The following is an 18,052-nucleotide window of genomic DNA, read 5'->3' as shown; positions in this document are numbered from 1 at the left end:
TGTTATAATATATTTGAGGTGTTTGATATGGAAAAACGTGTTTATTTATTCTACGGTACTGATACTTTTATAATAAAGAGCAAAATCAACAAAATAATTGAAAAGTATGAAGTTGATGACTTCAATGTTTCAAATTATGATATGGAAGAGCAAAATTTGGAAGAGGCAATGAACGATGCTTCAACAATTCCATTCATGTCTGAAATGAAGATTATTATTGTCAAAAATGCTTATTTTGTTTCTGCGGAAAAACCAAAAAAAGATCTCAAACACAAAGTAGACACCCTTAAGAGATATTTAGATGTTCCAAATGAAGAAACCATATTGATTATTTCTGCCCCTTATAGCAAACTTGATGAGAGAAAAGCTATAACAAAACTTCTAAAAGAAAAAGCAGAAGTATCACAATGTAACCCTTTAAAGGAACAAGACACTTCAAACTGGATTAGAAGACAACTTGGAAAACAAAGTTTGAACATAGATAATGATGCGTTAAAGGAGTTTTTAAACAGGGTAGAAAACAACTCTGAAGTACTAGTAAATGAAACACAAAAACTTCTAAATTATTGTGAAGGGATGACTAATATCAATCTAAGTATTATTGAGAAAGTTATCACAAAAAATGTGGAAGATAATGTATACGAAATAACCAATAAAATATTAGAGAAGAATCAAGAAAAAGCATTAGAAATCTATAATGATCTTGTAATGCATAACGAGGATCCTTTGAGGATACTAGGGATACTTGTTAATAAGTATCGAGAGATACTTCATGTGAAACTATTAGTCAAACAAGGTAAAGACAAAGCAGATGTTGCCAGATACTATAACGCATCAAGTGGTAGAGCGTACTATATGATGAAGAATGCTTCTAGTGTTAATTTACCAACAGTAGAGAGACATCTAAGGAAACTAGAAGAGATTGATTATCAAATCAAATCAGGAAAAATTGATAAGCGAGTTGGTTTAGAATTATTTATTTTAAGCACATAAAAAGGATGCAGATGCATCCTTTTTTTTAGTATATTTCCTGACTGAAATCAATAAACATATCTCCTTGAAAAGTCAAATCACCTTCATCACCTTCGACAATAAGACCGGTTCTTTCTCTAGGGAGTTTTAATTCCAATCGGTCTCCTGTTCTAAACTCAAATGTACCATAATAATAAGTGAAATTACCACTAACATATGTTCTTTTCTCTATCAGTTTTGCTGGTGCCGATATTTTTGGTTGAGATTTGTGAGCGTTACTTGATTTTACTGTCTTTATCATTACAAAGAATATAAACCCAATAACCAGTAAAAAGACTATTGTAAACATAAATGAAAAACCTATCATCTTAATCAACCCTTTCAGTAATATAATTATAACATAATATGAATGGATTTTTGATAAAAAAAAGACTACATTTGTAGTCGTCTTCTCTTATAAACTGTTTACTAATTTAGTTAATCTAGATTTGTTTCTAGCAACAAAGTTTTTGTGGTGTAATCCTTTTGATAATCCCTTGTCTAATTTTTTGAATGCAACAGTTAATTGTTTTGCAGCTTCTTCTTTATTGTTTTCTTCAACAGCTACTTCAACATTTTTTAATGCAGTTTTTAATCCTGATTTGAATGCAGCGTTAGCTATTCTTCTTTTTTCATTTGTAATATTACGTTTCATTTGACCTTTAATGTTTGCCATGTGCTTCACCTCCGTTTTACAAGCGTTATAATTTTATCAAAAAGAATTGGAAAATGCAACTATTTATTACTATTAATTAGTTTTATTAAACTATTCTTGAAATCAATGTTGTTTTGTTTAGTCCTTTTTTTTGGACCTTTCATATTTTTATGCCTTCTAATCTTTTGATTCATTGCTCTGTTCGTCAGTAATGACATAATATTATCATCATCATAAATCATCCCGTTTTGATTAATAGGGTATGCTTTTTTACTAAGTGCCATTGTTGCAACACCATAATCTTGAGAGACAACAATATCTCCTGCGATTGATTTATTGATTAATGCATAGTCCACAGAGTCTGCACCTTTGTCTAAAATATAGACAGTACTATAGCCGTCTTCGTACACATGTGCATTATCAAAAAACATATGAACTTCCATATTATTTTGTTTTGCCACTTCAAGTATTTCGTTTTTTACAGGACATGCATCTGCATCAACCATTATTCTCATATAATCACCAAATTCATTATAACAAAAAAAGAGACGATTTGCCTCTTTTATAGATAAATTTATTTATGATAGATCGAAAGTAAATATCATCAAAGTATTACCGTCTAGGTCAAAAATCTCAATTGTATCAATAACGTCCTTACTCATTGTGATTTTCACAGCCCCAAGTCCATCCAATGCTTCTGTAATAGCCTCTTCAGTTGTATATACACCAGTGTCCATTAAAGATTCGAAATATGGTAATCTCTGCACAAAATCAGTTTTTCCCTGTTCTGTTATGATATAAATTCCATCAACCTCTTCGAAGTCACTTGATGATAGAAACAAATGAATCATTGAATTCCTTAAATCATCTTTATTCTCAGAATTACTATCAATTGAATGCTCTCCACCAACACTGCATTCATAGTAGTCCTCCTCGAACTCACAATTGATTGTTTCATCTGGATAATTTGGAAATGATAAATCCATCTTATAATCGATTGATAAATCTCCCATTTTGTCTAGAACTTCAATCCCTTTATTAGAAGTACATCCAGACAACGATACTATTAATACTGTAAGTAAAAATATTTTTATTAACTTCATAATCACACTTCCTTTTCAAATTAAATTATATCATATATTTCAATGTTGACAATGAATTATTTGTTATAAAAAAAGCATCCAATTGGATGCTTTTAATTTGCTATAATATTCCTATTCCAAATAATGAGGCAAATACTAAACTCATTGTTGTCATAAGTTTGATTAAGATATCAATAGCTGGTCCTGCTGTATCCTTAAATGGATCTCCAACAGTATCTCCAGTAACAGAAGCTTTATGTGCTTCGCTACCTTTACCACCATGATTACCTAACTCAATATGTTTCTTAGCATTATCCCAAGCTCCACCTGAGTTAGCCATGAAGATTGCCAACATAAGACCTGTGATTAATGTTCCAGCAAGCATTCCACCTAAAGCTTCAGCACCGAATACAAATCCGATTACTAATGGTGAAGCAATAGCTAGTGCAGCAGGTAGAATCATTTCTTTTAAAGCAGCAGTAGTAGAGATACTAACACATTTAGCATATTCAGGAATTTGTGTTCCCTCTAATATACCAGGCATTTCTCTAAATTGTCTACGAACTTCTTCAATCATCTTATTAGCAGCACGTCCAACGGCTTTGATTGTTAATGAACTGAATAAGAATGCAAGCATTCCACCGATCATTAATCCAGCAATAACTGGAGCTTTTGTAATATCAATTCCGTTTAACTCATCAAGACCACGTTCGGCAGCTGAATTGTTAAACGCTATTATAAATGCACTAAATAATGCAAGTGCTGTTAAAGCAGCACTACCAATAGCGAATCCTTTTGCGATAGCAGCAGTTGTATTTCCAACACTGTCTAACTCATCAGTAATTTTTCTTACTTTAGGATCCATCTCAGCCATTTGTGCAATCCCACCAGCATTATCTGCGATAGGTCCATAAGCATCAACACCAACAGTCATACCAGCAGTACCTAACATTCCAACAGCAGCTAATCCGATACCGAATAATCCACCAAAGTTAAATGCCAACACTGTACCAATTGCGATTAAAATAACTGGGAACGCAGTACTTTGCATTCCTGTTGCAATCCCACTAATAATATTAGTTGCATGTCCTGTTTCTGATTGCTTTGCAATTTCTTTTACATATTTGTATTCAGCAGAAGTATAATACTCACTAATGAATGCAATTAATAGCCCAACACCAAGTCCAATAATAATACTATAGAATGGTCCAAACGCAAATGGTAGTTTATCATCAGCTACAACAAAGATCCCTTGATCTTTAAAATAAAATGTTAAAGCTAATGCAATAGTAATAAATATAATACCACTAATATAAGTTCCAAGTTTTAATGCTGTATGAGGGTTTGATCCTTCTTTCCCACGAACGAAAAATGTTCCGATTATACTAGCCAATATACCAGAAGCAGCAACAATAATTACATAAACAGCACCTTCAAATCCGTACCATAATGCACCAATTGCAGCAGCACCAATGATACTACTAACATAACTTTCCAATAAGTCACTACCCATACCAGCTACATCACCAACATTGTCTCCAACATTATCTGCGATTACAGCAGGGTTTCTAGGGTCATCTTCAGGAATTCCCGCTTCAACTTTACCAACCAAATCAGCACCAACATCAGCTGCTTTAGTGAAAATACCTCCACCAACACGACCAAACAATGCAATACTTGAAGCACCTAAACTATATCCAGCTGCTATTTCAACAGCTTCATAAGCTTCAATATCAAGTAATCCAGTTGTAACTAAGAAGACAAGGATTAGCCCAAGTAATCCAAAACCAACAACACTCATTCCCATTACACTACCACCTTTAAAAGCAATAGTTAAAGCTTTCTGCATACCATGTTCTTCAGCAGCAGTAGCTGTTCTTGAGTTTGAATCTGTAGCACTCTTCATTCCAATAAGTCCTGCAGTTGCACTAAATGTAGCTCCTAATAAGAACGCTAATGCAGTCCATAATCCTAAACTCCACCAGATTAATGGAAAAGCAACAACAGCAAATATAACAATTACTTTATATTCTTGTTTTAAAAATGCTGAAGCACCTTCTTTAATATAGCCACTTATTTCAGCAACCTTCTCACTACCAACAGGTGCTTTCAAAACCTGACGGTATAAATAAAATGCATACAGAATAGCTGTTAAACTAAGTCCTAATGCGATGTACAAAATGTAATCCATAAAATTCCTCCTACTCTATTATTCTATAATTATACAGTAAAACGCTTTCATAGTAAATAAATATGAGCAAATCAAACAAAAAAGGCCTAGATTGGCCTTTTGTAGTTTGACAATTAAACTAATTTTATACTTGATATTCTGTCTTTTTAAAGGAAAAAAAGACTTGTTTTAACATTATTCATCTTCTGTGAATAATTCCTGAAGAGCAAAATATGCAGGTCTTGGATTTCTATCAATATCCACTATTCCCCAGTACTCTTCATTAAATGTATTATCAGGATGTGGTCCAGAACCTGGAGCACTTCCCCCTGAATCATGAGTGTCTAATGAACCATTTCCATCTTTCCACCATTCATCATTAAATTCAAATATAGTACCACCAATACTAACATTGTTCGCATCAGCAGCAGAACTATTTGCCATAATCAACTCCGTTAAAATTCTTGTAGCCTCAGCTTGTGCTTCTAAATCTACTCGTCCGGTATTTGCATTCCAAGCATCCGCACCATACTCTGCCATAAACATTGGTTTATATGATCGTACTTTCCATGTATCAAACACATTTCCAAATGTTAAACCACTATACATATTTAATCCCCAAATATCAATATCAGGCATATCATTGATTGTTTCACCAGATGGAATATGTCCATATACTGTTGAAACAGGATGATAAATATCTATACTCTGTATCAATTCAGCAACCTCATTGATTTTATCTTTTGCTTCTTCAAATGTCATATCATAATATAAACCATTGTAATTCCATTCATTACCTATCGCCCACATTAATATAGCTGGATGATCTTTTACAGCATTTACATTAGCTGCAGCAGTAGTAGCAGATGAACCACCATAGTTGTAAATGGTATTAATAACATAAATCCCATTTTCGTATAATACATCTAATACATCAGTATCTGTAATTGCATCATAGGTTCTAACAACATTGATTCCTGCCTCTTTCATTAACAAAGCATCTGCTTCAACAGTACCTATATAATCAAGTCCAGTCGGATGTGTACCACCCTTTACAACAGGATTCCAACAAACACCCTTCATATAAAAGGGAACACCTTCAACAATTAACTGACTTCCGTTCAGTACTACTGAAGTTCCTTCGTAAACATATTGTTCCTCAACACAAGTACCTTGATATGCGACCCAACCAGGTGCACAACTTACAGTTTTATATTCACAAACACCATCTACTAATTCCTCGTTTGCACCACATTCAATCTTTGGTTCTGTATCTTCTGGTGTACAGCCGATTACTCCAATAATAAATACACTCATTAGTAAAACAGTTAATATTTTTCTCATACGTCCCACTCCTATATTTTTATTAGTCTAAAGAACATCGTATAAACTATATCTATTATAAACACAAAAAGCAAAATCCTAAACATGTTTCTTCTAATAACACCTGGCATCAAGTTTAAAAACCTCTTTACAAAAGGATGGATAAACACAATAACTAAAAAACTAAGAACTCCAAACAACGAAGTTGGAATAATCCCGACGTATTGTAAACTAATCGGAAAATAATCTCTATAGTCCCATAACTGCATATTATAGAAATGAGCCATTCCATATCCAGTCACAGCTTCACTGATACCGGTTGTAATAATCGCCACAATCAATAATGAAAGATACTTTACTATATTATTAGGAATATGTTTTAAAAAGAAATCATAGACAATAATTGCCATCAATATCCCAGCCCCATATAAAGGCTGATAAGGACCGATTAACACAGAATTATCATAAAAACTACCTAAAAAAAACAAATTAATAAAACGTTCTAAGATGAATCCTCCAACTGAGTAAAACATTAAATATATAAAGTATTTTCTCATATGATCACTTCCTTAAATTTATTATACTAAAATTGTTTACTTTATACACCCTTATTACTATAATATTTAAGGTTAGTTTGCTATAATGAGATAGAGGTGATACCTATGGCACTTAAACTAGGACAAATGAACGTACTTGAAGTTGTAAGAGAAACGGATATAGCGTATGTATTAACAGACGGATTTGAAGATGTATTCTTACATAAAAGACAAGCAAATGGATTATTAAACGATCAAGATAAAATCGACGTATTTTTATATTATGATAATCAAAGAAGAATTACTGCGACAATGAAAAAACCATTAATAGATTCAGAAACTCCTGCATTCTGTGAAGTAATAGATACAAACAGTAGACTTGGAGTCTTTCTTCATATGGGAATTCAAAAAGATTTATTACTAAGTAGAGATGATCTACCAGTAAAAAAAGCTGAATGGCCAATCGAAGGTGATTTAATCTTTGCTAAGGTTAAAGCATCAAAAAACCAACTAACAGCTAAAATCATAAACAGATATGATTTACACCGTTACATTAAACCAACAGTAGAATTAATCGAAAACCAAGAAGTAGATGGAATTGTACTTTTCTTTGCTGACGAAGGAATCGTTTTATCAACAAAAGAAGGTCATTTAATCTTTGTGTATCATAAACATATTAGAAAACAATATCGTTTAGGTGAACAAACAAAAGTTAAAATCATCAACATAAAACAAGACTTCCAGTACAATGGAACAATGATTCAACAAAAAGAATTAATGATGGATGGAGATGCTGAAATCATCGTTAACTATTTGAAACTACATAAAGGGATTATGGAAATCACCGATAAATCAAGCCCTGATGTTATATTACAAGCACTCAAAATGAGTAAAAAATCATTTAAAAGAGCACTTGGGAAACTATATAAAGAAAAAGCAATCACAATGCATGATGATTCAATTGAATTAAATGAAATTACAATTGAAAATTAAGTCACAATAATATATAATAATTAAGGAAAAATATTAAGAAATGGTGATATTATGGGTAGAAAATTCGAAGTAAGAAAAGCATCTATGATGAAAACAGGTTTAGCAAAATCTAAACTGTATGGTCGTCTAGGTAAAGAAATTTATATGGTTGCCAAAACAGGTGGATCTAATCCTGACAGCAACTTATCATTAAAACACTTAATCGAAAAAGCTAAAAAACAACAAGTTCCTGGAGATATCGTAAAACGAAATATCCAAAAGGCTGAACAAGGTAACGGTGAAGATTTCAAACCTATCCGTTATGAAGGGTTTGGTCCTGGTGGAATAGGAGTTATTATCGATACATTAACAGATAACGTAAACAGAACAGTTGCTGAAGTACGTAATTGCTTCACAAAAGTTGATTGTAAAATGGGTGTAAGTGGTTCAGTAGAACACAGTTACAAACATTTATCATATGTTACAGTTAAAGGTATTGATGAAGAAGAAGTTTTAGAAGCATTACTAATGGCTGATTTAGATGTATCTGATATATCTGAAGAAGACGGTGTTGTTGAAATCGAAGCAGATGGATACATCATGAACAAAATTCAAGAAACTCTTACTGATGTAGGAGAACAAGTAGAAGTAATTGACGCTGAAAGCGGATGGTATCCACTTGACTATATCGAATTATCAGAAGAACAACAAACTGCATTTGATAAATTCATGGATTTAGTAAATGATGTTGAAGATGTTCAAACAGTATTTCATAATGTAAAAGAAGACTAACCGTCTTCTTTTTTTGTACTTCAAAGTATTATGGTATAATACATTTATCATACATAAAGGAGATATAATATGACAAAGGACAAATACAACGAGAATACAGTACATGCCGTAAAGTTTTTCCTTTTTTCAATATCCGCAGGAATCATTCAGGCAATATCATTCACAATTATGAATGAAGTCTTTAAACTAGAGTATAAGTATGGGTATTTAATCGCCTTAACTCTTTCTGTATTATGGAACTTCACTTTGAACCGTAAATTCACATTCAAATCAGCAGCGAACATACCAATCGCTATGACAAAAGTATTCATTTTCTATTTGATTTTCACACCTTTATCAACATGGTGGGGAGATGGATTAACAGGGATTGGATGGAACAGTTACATAGTACTATTTGGAACAATGATTACCAATCTGGTTTCTGAATTTATTTATACTAAATACTTCGTATATAAAAACCAAATCAATACAGCAATAAATACAACCAATCAACCATCTCTGAAATGAGATGGTTTTCTTTTCTCTTGACAATAGTACGACATCGTACTATTATTAAATTAGCATCAAACCAGGAGGTGACTATGGATAACTTAATGCAACTGATATCGCAGACAAATAAAAGTATGGCTAATTTCATCCATACAGAACTTATGATTTTAGGTTATAACCTACAAGCTTCACATGGAAATATATTGATTCACTTCTATAACAATAAATCGCTTAACTACAGAGAACTGAGTAAAAAAACAGGAAAGAGTCCTCAAACAATGACAACATTGATACGGAGACTAGTAGAAGAAGATTTAGTAGAGATAAATACATCAAGTACAGATAAAAGGAATAAATTAGTATCCCTAACATCAAAAGGCGAAGCGATTATTATAGAAATGATACGGATATCAAAAGACATGTACACCAAACAGTATCTGGGTATTGAAGAACCAGAACAAAAGAAGCTAAAAGAATTATTAACAAAGGTCATTAAGAATTTTAAAGAATGATTGAATTATATAAATTAGTCTATTACTTTGGAATTTTTACAAACTAAATTATAATATAAATATCAAGGAGTGATATAATGAAAAAACTATTTTTATTATTAAGTATTATTATACTATCAATTGGATTAAGTGCTTGTGGAACAGAAGAAGGATTCGATCCATTAGAAGATGGAGTTTTAACAATTGGTATGGATTTAAGATGGGCACCATTTGAAACAAAAGATTCAAATGGAGATCCTTCAGGAATCAGTGTCGGAGTAGCAGAAGCATTAGGAGAATATCTTGGTGTTGAAGTTGAAATTGTAGATTTAGAGTTTGGTAGTTTAATCGCTGCATTAAACACACAGGAAATAGATGTTATTATAGCTAGTATGAGTATTACTGAAGAAAGAGCACAATCAATTAATTTCAGTGATCCGTATTTCTATTTTCCATTAATCACTGTGTTAAACAAAGACTTTCAAGATGCAAATAATGTTCAATCAAAAGAAGAACTATTTGATATCTCTGGAGTTCGATATGTTGGACCAAGAAGTTTTGTAAGCTTATCTATACCAGAGGCTGAAGCATTAAACCCAGTAATATTAGAAGTGAATGATGCAACTGCCGCTATTTTAGAAGTAGTTACAGGTAACAGTGATGCCTTTATCATAAGTGCATCAAGTGCTGCAGGTTATCATGCAGCAAATCCTGATACAACAGAAATATTATGGGATGCTATAACGTATTCACCTATTGGAATGGGAACAAGACAAGGTGATGTAGAATCATTCTTAGAAAGCATAAATACATTTATTGCTATGATGGATGAACCAGGTGGAGTGTATGAGCAATTAGGAACTGTTTATGACAGTGTGATTGCAGAAGACCTACCAGGCCAGACATTAGAGTTCTTCTTAGGTGAAGATGAATAGAACATTATACAAAACATTATCACTAATCGCAGCCCTATCTTTTTATGGGCTGTTGATTTTTGCGATTGCCATGATGTATCCAGGTCGAAGCTATTTCAACATGGGTGCAATGTTTAAAGGTCCTTTCCCTAAATTTATTTTTTCAGGATTCTTATTAACAATATGGATTAGTATATTAACATTGATAGGTAGTCTTACTTTAGGATTTCTGTTATATATTATGTCTAAAAGTAAAAACTATACAGCGAGATATATCGCAATTATTTTCAACGAAACAGTATTTGGATCTCCTTTGATTGTATTCATAGTTGTTATTTACTATATGGTATGGAAATACTTACCATTTGAATCAAGATTATATGGAGGAGTTGTCGCATTAATTCTTTACATGGGACCTTATATGAAAAATCTTTTTGAAGGTGCAATAAAGACAATTGATGATCTACAATTCCAAGCAATGACTGTATTTGGTTTTACAACATTTCAAAAATACAGATATATAATTTTGCCTCAACTATTACGTGTAATTATTCCACCACTAATTGGGAATTTAACGATAATCATAAAAGGAAGCAGTTTATTGAACTTCATAGGAGTTCCTGAACTGTATAATCAGATAACGTATATTCAATATGAGAACTTCTTAGCAGTTGAGGGATATTTATTGATGTTTATCATGTATCTATTGATAACGATTCCACTGATTAGAGTGACTAAGTTTTTTGAAAAGCAGGTGGCATCATGGAATTAATACTAAAAAATGTAATGAAAACATATGACGATGTTGAAATATTAAAGAACATAAACACTCACATAACAGACAAAACAGGGATTGCTATTATAGGCCCTAGTGGAGCTGGGAAATCAACGTTGCTTAGACTTCTAAGTAAAATTGAAGAACCAGATAGCGGAGACATTTGTGTAAACAATCACGACCTGGCTACAACAGATACTGCAGAGTACTATAAGCAGATTGGATTTGTGTTTCAACAACATACATTATTTCCACATTTATCAGTTCTTAGAAACATAACACTCGTGTTAGAAAAGGTACACAATATTGAAAAAACAGAAGCCCATGATATAGCGATGACTTTACTAACAAAGTTTGAGTTAGAAGATCACACTGATAAACTTGCCTCTCAACTTAGTGGAGGACAAAGCCAAAGAGTTAGTATTGTAAGATCACTTGCGATATCTCCAGAAATCATGTTTCTAGATGAACCGACATCAGCTCTTGATCCTGTCTTAACACAAGAAGTACTAAAGACAATTCTTCAATTAAGAGAAGATAAAACGAATTTTGTGATTGTTACTCATGAAATACTATTCGCAAAAAAAGCAGCTGACTTTATCATCTTTATGGAAGATGGTAAAATAGTTGAAATGGGTGATGTTTCAATATTAGAACAACCACAAACAAAAGAACTACAACAATATCTATCAAATGTATTTGTATGGTAAAAACTCTAGTATTTACTAGAGTTTTTTTATTGTTTAATTTTGTGGTTATGTTATAATAACTTGATGATTTTTAAAGGAGCTTACATAATGAAAAAAACAGTCATAATAACAATATCTTTATTCTTCTTAATGGCATTAATACACAACCTTGGACATCCAGTTACTCCTGGATTTTTAAGAGAACTAGAATTACCAGATTTCTTGTTTGGTACGTTTTTTGCCTTGATGAGTTTAGGGTTAGTTGTTGGGGGACCATTCTGGGGACCTCTTGGAGATAGAAAAGATAAAAGAAAACTGATGTTTATCGGTTTGTTGATATATTCAGTAGGACAATATGTATTTGGAAATGTTCATAATATTTATGTGATGTCTATTGCACGTTTTGTAAGTGGGTTTGGAGTAAGTGCACCTGTAACTTTATTAATGAGTTATTTGATTCAAAAATCAGCACCAGATTATACAAAACGAAATGTAGCATATGGTTTAGCAATGATGGCTCTTGGAGCAAGTGTCTCATACAAAATTGGTGGAATGTTACCAAGTTTCCTTAATACATCCAATGATATTATAGCTGGAGAGACTATATTTATGATGCAAGCGGTTATTAATATATTCTTTGGATTACTTATTGTATTTGTCTTAGAACGCAATACAGACATTAATTCTGTTGAAAAGCCAACGTTTATAGAAAGTATCAAAGGAATTCGAAAATTAGATAAAAACTTATTAGTGTTTCTAACAAGTTTAACGTTTGTTTCTATTGGAGCAATAAATATAAGTAAGTATTTAGAAGTATATATTCAAGATATTGGACAAGGCAGTAAAGGTATAGGGGATTTTGTTTTTGTGACAGGAATCGTTAGTATATTAGCAACAGTGTTATTGGTTCAACAATTGGTTAAATTAAATAGAGATGTTTATTTGATGATCTTTATAAACGTTATCAGTGCGATTGTTATTTTTGCAGTTTTCCAGTTCAGCAATATAATGGTAGCTCTATATAGTTTATTTATGTTATACGTTGTTATGAAAGCTGTATATGCACCACTGGAAACAGCATTTATTTCATCTTTTGCAAAAGATGGAGAATATGGAACGCTTATGGGTATTAGACAATTCTTCTTCGCAATTGGGTTTGTTATTGGTCCATTACTAGGTGGATTCATATATGGAATCAAAGATGTTTATGTATTTTATTTTAGTGTTTTGATGTTCATTATTGCAGCAGTTTTAGTACTCAGTGTCTATAAAAAACTAGATGGACCAAAAAACAAATAAATAAGAGAACAAAGCCGTTGTTAAGACGTACTATTTATGATATAATTTTACTTGAGGTGATTGGATGAATGTACCAAATAAATTAAGCATGTTCAGAGTCTTATTAGTACCTGTACTAGTTGGATTATATTATCTAGGAAAAGGTGGATATGAGTTTTCAGAATTGATTACTTATTTCTTAGCACCAGTCTTTATTGTTGCTTCACTTACAGATTTCTTGGATGGATATATCGCACGTAAATATAACTTAGTAACAGTATTTGGAAAGTTTATCGATCCACTTGCTGATAAGCTAATCGTAATGGCAGCATTACTTGTACTGAATGATTCAGGTGTCATCGATATTTGGATTACAGTAGTTATCTTAAGTAGAGAGTTTATCGTTACAGGAATTAGACTAATCGCAGTTGGTGAAGGTAAAGTAATTGCAGCAAGTAATTTAGGGAAATATAAAACAGCATCTACAATGATTGCACTTGTTTTATTACTAATGATTCCATACACAGAAGTACTAGAATTACCAGGTATGATTATTTTATACATTGGAACATTCTTAACAGTAGTAAGTGGTTTAGATTATTTCATTAAAAACAAAAAGATATTAACAGAATCAATTTAAAGAAAAAAATAAGAAACATCCGTAATATACATATAGAGTAGGAGGAACGTTTATGGCAGTTAAAGATCGCAAGAAAGCACTCGATAGTGCAATCAAAGAAATTGAGAAACAACATGGTAAAGGTTCGGTAATGATTCTAGGAGATGAATCTTCAATAGGGAATGTCGAAGCAATATCAAGTGGTAGTATTAAATTAGATAAAGCACTCGGTATAGGTGGTTATCCAAAAGGAAGAATCATCGAAGTATACGGTCCTGAATCTTCAGGGAAAACAACATTTACATTACATGCAATAGCTGAAGTACAAAAAGCTGGTGGATATGCAGCATTTATCGATGCAGAACATGCATTAGATCCACAGTACGCAAAAGCACTTGGTGTTGATGTAGATAACTTAATCTTGTCTCAACCAGATACGGGGGAACAAGCATTAGAAATCACAGAAGCATTAATTAGATCAGGAGCAATCGATATGGTTGTAATTGATTCAGTTGCTGCTTTAGTACCAGAAGCTGAAATAAGAGGAGATATGGGTGCTAGCCATGTAGGATTACAAGCTAGACTAATGTCTCAAGCAATGAGAAAACTTAGTGGTGTTATTTCTAAATCACAAACAATAACTATCTTTATCAATCAAATCCGTGAAAAAGTTGGAGTTATGTTTGGAAACCCAGAAATTACTCCAGGTGGACGTGCACTTAAATTCTATTCAAGTGTTCGTTTAGAAATTAGACGTGGTGAACAATTAAAGATAGGTACTGACATTATAGGAAATAAAGCAAGACTTAAAGTCGTTAAGAATAAAGTAGCCCCACCATTTAAAACAGTAGAGCTAGATATCATTTATGGTAAAGGTGTTTCAAGAGTTGGAGAGTTATTAGATTTAGCGGTAGAAGAAGAGCTTATTCAAAAATCTGGATCATGGTTTGCATACAATGGAGACAAGATTGGTCAAGGTCGTGAAAACACGAAACAATATATGGAAGATAACGAAGAAATGTACAAAGAAATCGAAACGAAAATCAGAGAAAAATTAGGTATTTAATAAATACCTTTTTTTTATTTGTTTTGAATATAAAATTATATATTCATTGACTTTACTGGGCTATCATTGATATAATGAATACGGTTTAAATAAACCAAATTAAATAGTCTCTACTCATAGTTAAATATTATGTTTAAATAAACAATTGAATTTATAAAAAAGAACGGAGTGATTAATAATGTTTGAAACACTATTGGTCATTGTCGGTCTGGTATTAGGAATCTTTTCAGGTATATTCCTGGGAATGTTCATTGGAGATCGTGGAATTAACAAAGCACGTGAAAAAGCAAGTCTTTTGATTGAAGACGCTGAGAAATTAGCTGACAAAAATAAAAAACAAACGATAATAGAAACCAAAAAAGAAATACATAACTTAAAAATTGAAGTCGACAAGCAAATTAAGGAAAGAAAAAGTGAAGTTGCTGTTGTAGAAAATAAATTAATGCAACGCGAACAATCTTTGGATAACCGTAGCTCAAACTTAGACAAAAGAGAGAGCAATTTAGACAACAAAGAAGTTATGATCGAACGTAAAAAACAATCATTGGAAGACAAAAATAACAGACTAGACAAGATGATCGACGAACAAAATGACAAATTGATTGAAATATCTAGATATTCAATTGAGCAAGCAAGAGTCCTGATTTTCAAAAGAGTAGAAGACGAGATGGCTCAGGAAATAGCTGCTTATATCAAAGATGAAGAAGAAAAAGCAAAATTACTAGTTGATAAGAACGCAAAATACTTATTATCTAACGCATTACAAAAATACGCACACGAAGTTACAAGTGAACGTACCGTTTCAGTAGTTTCACTACCAAATGATGAGATGAAAGGTCGAATCATTGGACGTGAAGGAAGAAACATTAGAACAATAGAAGCATTAACTGGAGTAGATTTAATTATTGATGATACACCAGAAGCAGTAGTCCTAAGTGGGTTTGATCCGATTCGTAGAGAAATCGCGAAAAGAACAATTGAATCACTTGTAAGTGATGGAAGAATCCATCCAGGTAGAATTGAAGAAGTAGTTGAAAAAACAAGAAGCGAAGTAGATCGCTTTATCCGAGATAAAGGTGAAGAAGCTGTATTCGAAGTTGGAATCGGTAGAGTTCATCCAGATATGCTTAAATTACTAGGACGTTTACACTTTAGAACATCATATGGTCAAAACGTTTTAAGACATTCAATTGAGTGTGCTTTCCTAGCTGGTAAATTAGCTGCTGAAATAGGTGAAGATGAAGTACTAGCGAAACGTGCTGGATTACTACATGATATCGGTAAAGCCGTTGATCATGAAGTAGAAGGATCACATGTTGAAATTGGTATAAACTTAGCAAATCGTTACAAAGAACCTTTAGCAGTAGTAGATGGAATTCGTTCTCATCATGGTGAAGTAGAAGCTGAAACAGTTATCGGTGTATTAGTTGCTGCAGCTGACGCATTAAGCGCAGCACGTCCAGGTGCAAGATCTGAAAGTCTTGATAACTATGTTAAACGTTTAGAACAACTAGAAAGTATCTCTAAAAAAATAGAAGGTGTTGAACAAGCATATGCTATTCAAGCCGGACGTGAAGTAAGAGTTATCGTTGAACCTTCAAAAGTTGATGATGTAATGGCATATAAAATTGCACGTGACATCAAAGAGCAAATTGAAGAACAATTATCTTACCCAGGAACTATCAAAGTTACTGTTATTAGAGAAACAAGAGCACAAGATATCGCAAAATAAAAGCCTACATTGTAGGCTTTTTCTTTTGCGTTAAAGATGTTATAATCAACATTGAAGAAAACAACAAGACAGGACTGATAACAATGGAAATATTTGATTTATATGACAGAGAGTTTAACCTGTTACCACATAAAATCGAAAGAAGTTCAAAAACCAAAGATGGAGAATATCATTTAGTTGTTCATATATGGATTAAAAACAGTGATGGAAAGTATTTAATGCAAAAAAGGAATAAAGCAACTGATAGAATTCCATTTCAATGGGCCGCAACAGGTGGAGCTGTTACTACAGGAGAAGATTCTTTACACACTGCACAGCGTGAAGTCGAAGAAGAAATGGGGATTCTTATCCCAATTGAAAAGTTCCAGTTTAAGACGCACTTCTTCATAGAGACAGAAGATGGTAACTATATTACTGCATTATATCTAGTAGAGGAAGATGTTGATATTGATTCATTAACTCTTCAACTCTCAGAAGTTAAGAGATGTGATTACTTTTCTTTAGAAGAGATAAAGCAAATGATCAAAGATAAGCAATGTTGGAGATATGAGGATCATGATTCTACAAAGGATTATTTCTCTCATATTATTTAGGAAGTACTATCAATAAATCAACGTATTTCTAGTTGTAGAAAATGGAGAATATTATGAAAATATGTACGTATAATATATGGAGCGCAGATACTAATTTCAATACAAGATTAGAATTATTAATATACGAGTTAAAAAAACATGAGATTGATATTATAGCTCTTCAAGAAGTGAAAGATGAGTTAACATTTAACCATATAAAAAATGAATCCAAATTCCAATTTGGATTCTATTATAATGGGTTAGCATTTCTTAGTAGATATGATATAAAACTAGAAAACACTCATAGTGAAGATAACAATTATATTCTAAGAGTTTCTTACAACAACACATCATTCACTACTGTACATTTTGATTGGAAGAATAAGGAAACTAGAAACAAAGGATTGAACCAGTATTTTACTATGTTAGATAACCATATTCTTGATAATGAATTTGTACTAGGTGATTTTAACGATGTCCCTGAAGAACAAATTCATTTTGAATTAACAATGTCAGATTTTACTGATCTACATCAAACATATTGTCATTCATTAAATGAAATTCCATTACCAACACTAGATATAAACAATAACCCTAGATGGAGAAACTTAGACACTGATGAAACACCTTCTAGATTTGATTGGATTATGCTTAATACAGATATAGAGTATAAGATAAGAAATGCAGAGTTAATTGGTACAGAAGAAAAGAATGGGGTTACTCCCAGTGATCACTACGGTGTACTAGTTAATATAGATATAGAACTATAAATCACACTAGAACAATTAAGTAGTTCCTTTAGCATAAACAACGACGAGCCGTATCACAAATAATTGACAAATATGATATACACACTATAACAAAGCCCTTTTGGGCTTTTTCTTTT

Annotated in this window: 21 protein-coding genes; 14 read left to right on the top strand and 7 right to left on the bottom strand. The window is 32.3% G+C overall.

The features are described 5' to 3' along the window. Nucleotides 1-27: 27 nt before the first annotated feature. Nucleotides 28-993, top strand: coding sequence for a DNA polymerase III subunit delta (gene holA / locus AC2LE6_RS00105; RefSeq protein ID WP_484477191.1), 966 nt, complete (start codon nucleotides 28-30; stop codon nucleotides 991-993). A gap of 25 nt (nucleotides 994-1,018) precedes the next feature. On the opposite strand, the gene AC2LE6_RS00100 is transcribed toward holA, so the two are convergent. From AC2LE6_RS00100 to AC2LE6_RS00070, 7 genes are all read right to left on the bottom strand, one after another. Then, nucleotides 1,019-1,339, bottom strand: a complete 321-nt coding sequence (locus tag AC2LE6_RS00100) for a DUF2500 domain-containing protein (RefSeq protein ID WP_484477190.1) — start codon at nucleotides 1,337-1,339, stop codon at nucleotides 1,019-1,021. A gap of 87 nt (nucleotides 1,340-1,426) precedes the next feature. After that, entirely contained in the window at nucleotides 1,427-1,687 is a 261-nt protein-coding gene (gene rpsT / locus AC2LE6_RS00095) for a 30S ribosomal protein S20 (RefSeq protein ID WP_484477189.1), read from the bottom strand. A gap of 59 nt (nucleotides 1,688-1,746) precedes the next feature. Next, nucleotides 1,747-2,181 carry a YaiI/YqxD family protein gene (locus AC2LE6_RS00090; RefSeq protein ID WP_484477188.1) on the bottom strand — a complete coding sequence of 145 codons (435 nt, stop codon included), beginning with the start codon at nucleotides 2,179-2,181 and terminating at the stop codon, nucleotides 1,747-1,749. Nucleotides 2,182-2,244: 63 nt separating this feature from the next. Beyond that, a complete protein-coding gene (locus AC2LE6_RS00085) occupies nucleotides 2,245-2,769 on the bottom strand; it encodes a hypothetical protein (RefSeq protein ID WP_484477187.1) in 525 nt (174 codons plus the stop codon). A gap of 100 nt (nucleotides 2,770-2,869) precedes the next feature. Then, nucleotides 2,870-4,939, bottom strand: coding sequence for a sodium-translocating pyrophosphatase (locus tag AC2LE6_RS00080; protein ID WP_484477186.1), 2,070 nt, complete (start codon nucleotides 4,937-4,939; stop codon nucleotides 2,870-2,872). Nucleotides 4,940-5,113: 174 nt separating this feature from the next. Beyond that, complete coding sequence (locus AC2LE6_RS00075) at nucleotides 5,114-6,262, bottom strand: glycoside hydrolase family 2 TIM barrel-domain containing protein (protein WP_484477185.1); 1,149 nt, start codon at nucleotides 6,260-6,262, stop codon at nucleotides 5,114-5,116. An 11-nt stretch (nucleotides 6,263-6,273) separates the two neighbouring features. Next, nucleotides 6,274-6,798: a putative ABC transporter permease gene (locus AC2LE6_RS00070; RefSeq protein WP_484477184.1), complete on the bottom strand. Its 525-nt coding sequence runs from the start codon at nucleotides 6,796-6,798 to the stop codon at nucleotides 6,274-6,276. A 105-nt stretch (nucleotides 6,799-6,903) separates the two neighbouring features. Here AC2LE6_RS00070 and AC2LE6_RS00065 point away from each other — a divergent pair, with 105 nt between their 5' ends. The 13 genes from AC2LE6_RS00065 to AC2LE6_RS00005 all read left to right on the top strand — a co-directional run bounded on the left by AC2LE6_RS00065 (nucleotide 6,904) and on the right by AC2LE6_RS00005 (nucleotide 17,936). After that, nucleotides 6,904-7,770: a S1-like domain-containing RNA-binding protein gene (locus AC2LE6_RS00065; RefSeq protein WP_484477183.1), complete on the top strand. Its 867-nt coding sequence runs from the start codon at nucleotides 6,904-6,906 to the stop codon at nucleotides 7,768-7,770. A 51-nt stretch (nucleotides 7,771-7,821) separates the two neighbouring features. Continuing rightward, nucleotides 7,822-8,541: a YebC/PmpR family DNA-binding transcriptional regulator gene (locus AC2LE6_RS00060; protein WP_484477182.1), complete on the top strand. Its 720-nt coding sequence runs from the start codon at nucleotides 7,822-7,824 to the stop codon at nucleotides 8,539-8,541. A 69-nt stretch (nucleotides 8,542-8,610) separates the two neighbouring features. After that, entirely contained in the window at nucleotides 8,611-9,048 is a 438-nt protein-coding gene (locus AC2LE6_RS00055; protein WP_484477181.1) for a GtrA family protein, read from the top strand. Nucleotides 9,049-9,122: 74 nt separating this feature from the next. After that, nucleotides 9,123-9,542: a MarR family winged helix-turn-helix transcriptional regulator gene (locus AC2LE6_RS00050; protein WP_484477180.1), complete on the top strand. Its 420-nt coding sequence runs from the start codon at nucleotides 9,123-9,125 to the stop codon at nucleotides 9,540-9,542. Nucleotides 9,543-9,619: 77 nt separating this feature from the next. Beyond that, nucleotides 9,620-10,456, top strand: coding sequence for a transporter substrate-binding domain-containing protein (locus AC2LE6_RS00045; RefSeq protein WP_484477179.1), 837 nt, complete (start codon nucleotides 9,620-9,622; stop codon nucleotides 10,454-10,456). Further along, nucleotides 10,449-11,207, top strand: a complete 759-nt coding sequence (locus AC2LE6_RS00040) for an amino acid ABC transporter permease (RefSeq protein WP_484477178.1) — start codon at nucleotides 10,449-10,451, stop codon at nucleotides 11,205-11,207. The genes AC2LE6_RS00045 and AC2LE6_RS00040 overlap by 8 nt, the downstream gene beginning before the upstream one ends. Beyond that, nucleotides 11,198-11,920: an amino acid ABC transporter ATP-binding protein gene (locus tag AC2LE6_RS00035; protein WP_484477177.1), complete on the top strand. Its 723-nt coding sequence runs from the start codon at nucleotides 11,198-11,200 to the stop codon at nucleotides 11,918-11,920. Before AC2LE6_RS00040 ends, AC2LE6_RS00035 begins: the two co-directional genes overlap by 10 nt. 87 nt (nucleotides 11,921-12,007) lie before the next feature. Then, nucleotides 12,008-13,198: an MFS transporter gene (locus AC2LE6_RS00030; RefSeq protein WP_484477176.1), complete on the top strand. Its 1,191-nt coding sequence runs from the start codon at nucleotides 12,008-12,010 to the stop codon at nucleotides 13,196-13,198. Between the two features lie 64 nt (nucleotides 13,199-13,262). After that, a complete protein-coding gene (gene pgsA / locus AC2LE6_RS00025) occupies nucleotides 13,263-13,817 on the top strand; it encodes a CDP-diacylglycerol--glycerol-3-phosphate 3-phosphatidyltransferase (protein WP_484477175.1) in 555 nt (184 codons plus the stop codon). Nucleotides 13,818-13,869: 52 nt separating this feature from the next. Further along, nucleotides 13,870-14,862 (top strand): recombinase RecA, encoded by a 993-nt coding sequence (gene recA, locus AC2LE6_RS00020; RefSeq protein ID WP_484477174.1) that lies wholly within the window; start codon nucleotides 13,870-13,872, stop codon nucleotides 14,860-14,862. 178 nt (nucleotides 14,863-15,040) lie between these two features. Continuing rightward, entirely contained in the window at nucleotides 15,041-16,594 is a 1,554-nt protein-coding gene (rny, locus tag AC2LE6_RS00015) for a ribonuclease Y (protein ID WP_484477173.1), read from the top strand. 83 nt (nucleotides 16,595-16,677) lie between these two features. Beyond that, nucleotides 16,678-17,187, top strand: coding sequence for an NUDIX hydrolase (locus AC2LE6_RS00010; protein WP_484477172.1), 510 nt, complete (start codon nucleotides 16,678-16,680; stop codon nucleotides 17,185-17,187). A 53-nt stretch (nucleotides 17,188-17,240) separates the two neighbouring features. Beyond that, nucleotides 17,241-17,936, top strand: a complete 696-nt coding sequence (locus tag AC2LE6_RS00005; protein ID WP_484477171.1) for an endonuclease/exonuclease/phosphatase family protein — start codon at nucleotides 17,241-17,243, stop codon at nucleotides 17,934-17,936. Nucleotides 17,937-18,052 lie beyond the last annotated feature (116 nt).

This window comes from Candidatus Izemoplasma sp. (genome assembly GCF_982632705.1).
The sequence above is the reverse complement of the archived record's forward strand: the minus strand, read 5'-3'. Positions and strand labels throughout refer to the sequence as shown.

Excerpts from the sequence above, each read along its gene's own strand:
- holA (WP_484477191.1), top strand. The coding sequence starts at position 28 with ATGGAAAAACGTGTTTATTTATTCTACGGTACTGATACTTTTATAATA.
- AC2LE6_RS00065 (WP_484477183.1), top strand. The coding sequence starts at position 6,904 with ATGGCACTTAAACTAGGACAAATGAACGTACTTGAAGTTGTAAGAGAA.
- rpsT (WP_484477189.1), bottom strand. The coding sequence starts at position 1,687 with ATGGCAAACATTAAAGGTCAAATGAAACGTAATATTACAAATGAAAAA.
- AC2LE6_RS00030 (WP_484477176.1), top strand. The coding sequence starts at position 12,008 with ATGAAAAAAACAGTCATAATAACAATATCTTTATTCTTCTTAATGGCA.
- recA (WP_484477174.1), top strand. The coding sequence starts at position 13,870 with ATGGCAGTTAAAGATCGCAAGAAAGCACTCGATAGTGCAATCAAAGAA.
- rny (WP_484477173.1), top strand. The coding sequence starts at position 15,041 with ATGTTTGAAACACTATTGGTCATTGTCGGTCTGGTATTAGGAATCTTT.
- AC2LE6_RS00045 (WP_484477179.1), top strand. The coding sequence starts at position 9,620 with ATGAAAAAACTATTTTTATTATTAAGTATTATTATACTATCAATTGGA.
- AC2LE6_RS00035 (WP_484477177.1), top strand. The coding sequence starts at position 11,198 with ATGGAATTAATACTAAAAAATGTAATGAAAACATATGACGATGTTGAA.
- AC2LE6_RS00100 (WP_484477190.1), bottom strand. The coding sequence starts at position 1,339 with ATGATAGGTTTTTCATTTATGTTTACAATAGTCTTTTTACTGGTTATT.
- AC2LE6_RS00085 (WP_484477187.1), bottom strand. The coding sequence starts at position 2,769 with ATGAAGTTAATAAAAATATTTTTACTTACAGTATTAATAGTATCGTTG.
- AC2LE6_RS00040 (WP_484477178.1), top strand. The coding sequence starts at position 10,449 with ATGAATAGAACATTATACAAAACATTATCACTAATCGCAGCCCTATCT.
- AC2LE6_RS00010 (WP_484477172.1), top strand. The coding sequence starts at position 16,678 with ATGGAAATATTTGATTTATATGACAGAGAGTTTAACCTGTTACCACAT.
- AC2LE6_RS00080 (WP_484477186.1), bottom strand. The coding sequence starts at position 4,939 with ATGGATTACATTTTGTACATCGCATTAGGACTTAGTTTAACAGCTATT.
- AC2LE6_RS00055 (WP_484477181.1), top strand. The coding sequence starts at position 8,611 with ATGACAAAGGACAAATACAACGAGAATACAGTACATGCCGTAAAGTTT.
- pgsA (WP_484477175.1), top strand. The coding sequence starts at position 13,263 with ATGAATGTACCAAATAAATTAAGCATGTTCAGAGTCTTATTAGTACCT.
- AC2LE6_RS00075 (WP_484477185.1), bottom strand. The coding sequence starts at position 6,262 with ATGAGAAAAATATTAACTGTTTTACTAATGAGTGTATTTATTATTGGA.
- AC2LE6_RS00060 (WP_484477182.1), top strand. The coding sequence starts at position 7,822 with ATGGGTAGAAAATTCGAAGTAAGAAAAGCATCTATGATGAAAACAGGT.
- AC2LE6_RS00090 (WP_484477188.1), bottom strand. The coding sequence starts at position 2,181 with ATGAGAATAATGGTTGATGCAGATGCATGTCCTGTAAAAAACGAAATA.
- AC2LE6_RS00050 (WP_484477180.1), top strand. The coding sequence starts at position 9,123 with ATGGATAACTTAATGCAACTGATATCGCAGACAAATAAAAGTATGGCT.
- AC2LE6_RS00005 (WP_484477171.1), top strand. The coding sequence starts at position 17,241 with ATGAAAATATGTACGTATAATATATGGAGCGCAGATACTAATTTCAAT.
- AC2LE6_RS00070 (WP_484477184.1), bottom strand. The coding sequence starts at position 6,798 with ATGAGAAAATACTTTATATATTTAATGTTTTACTCAGTTGGAGGATTC.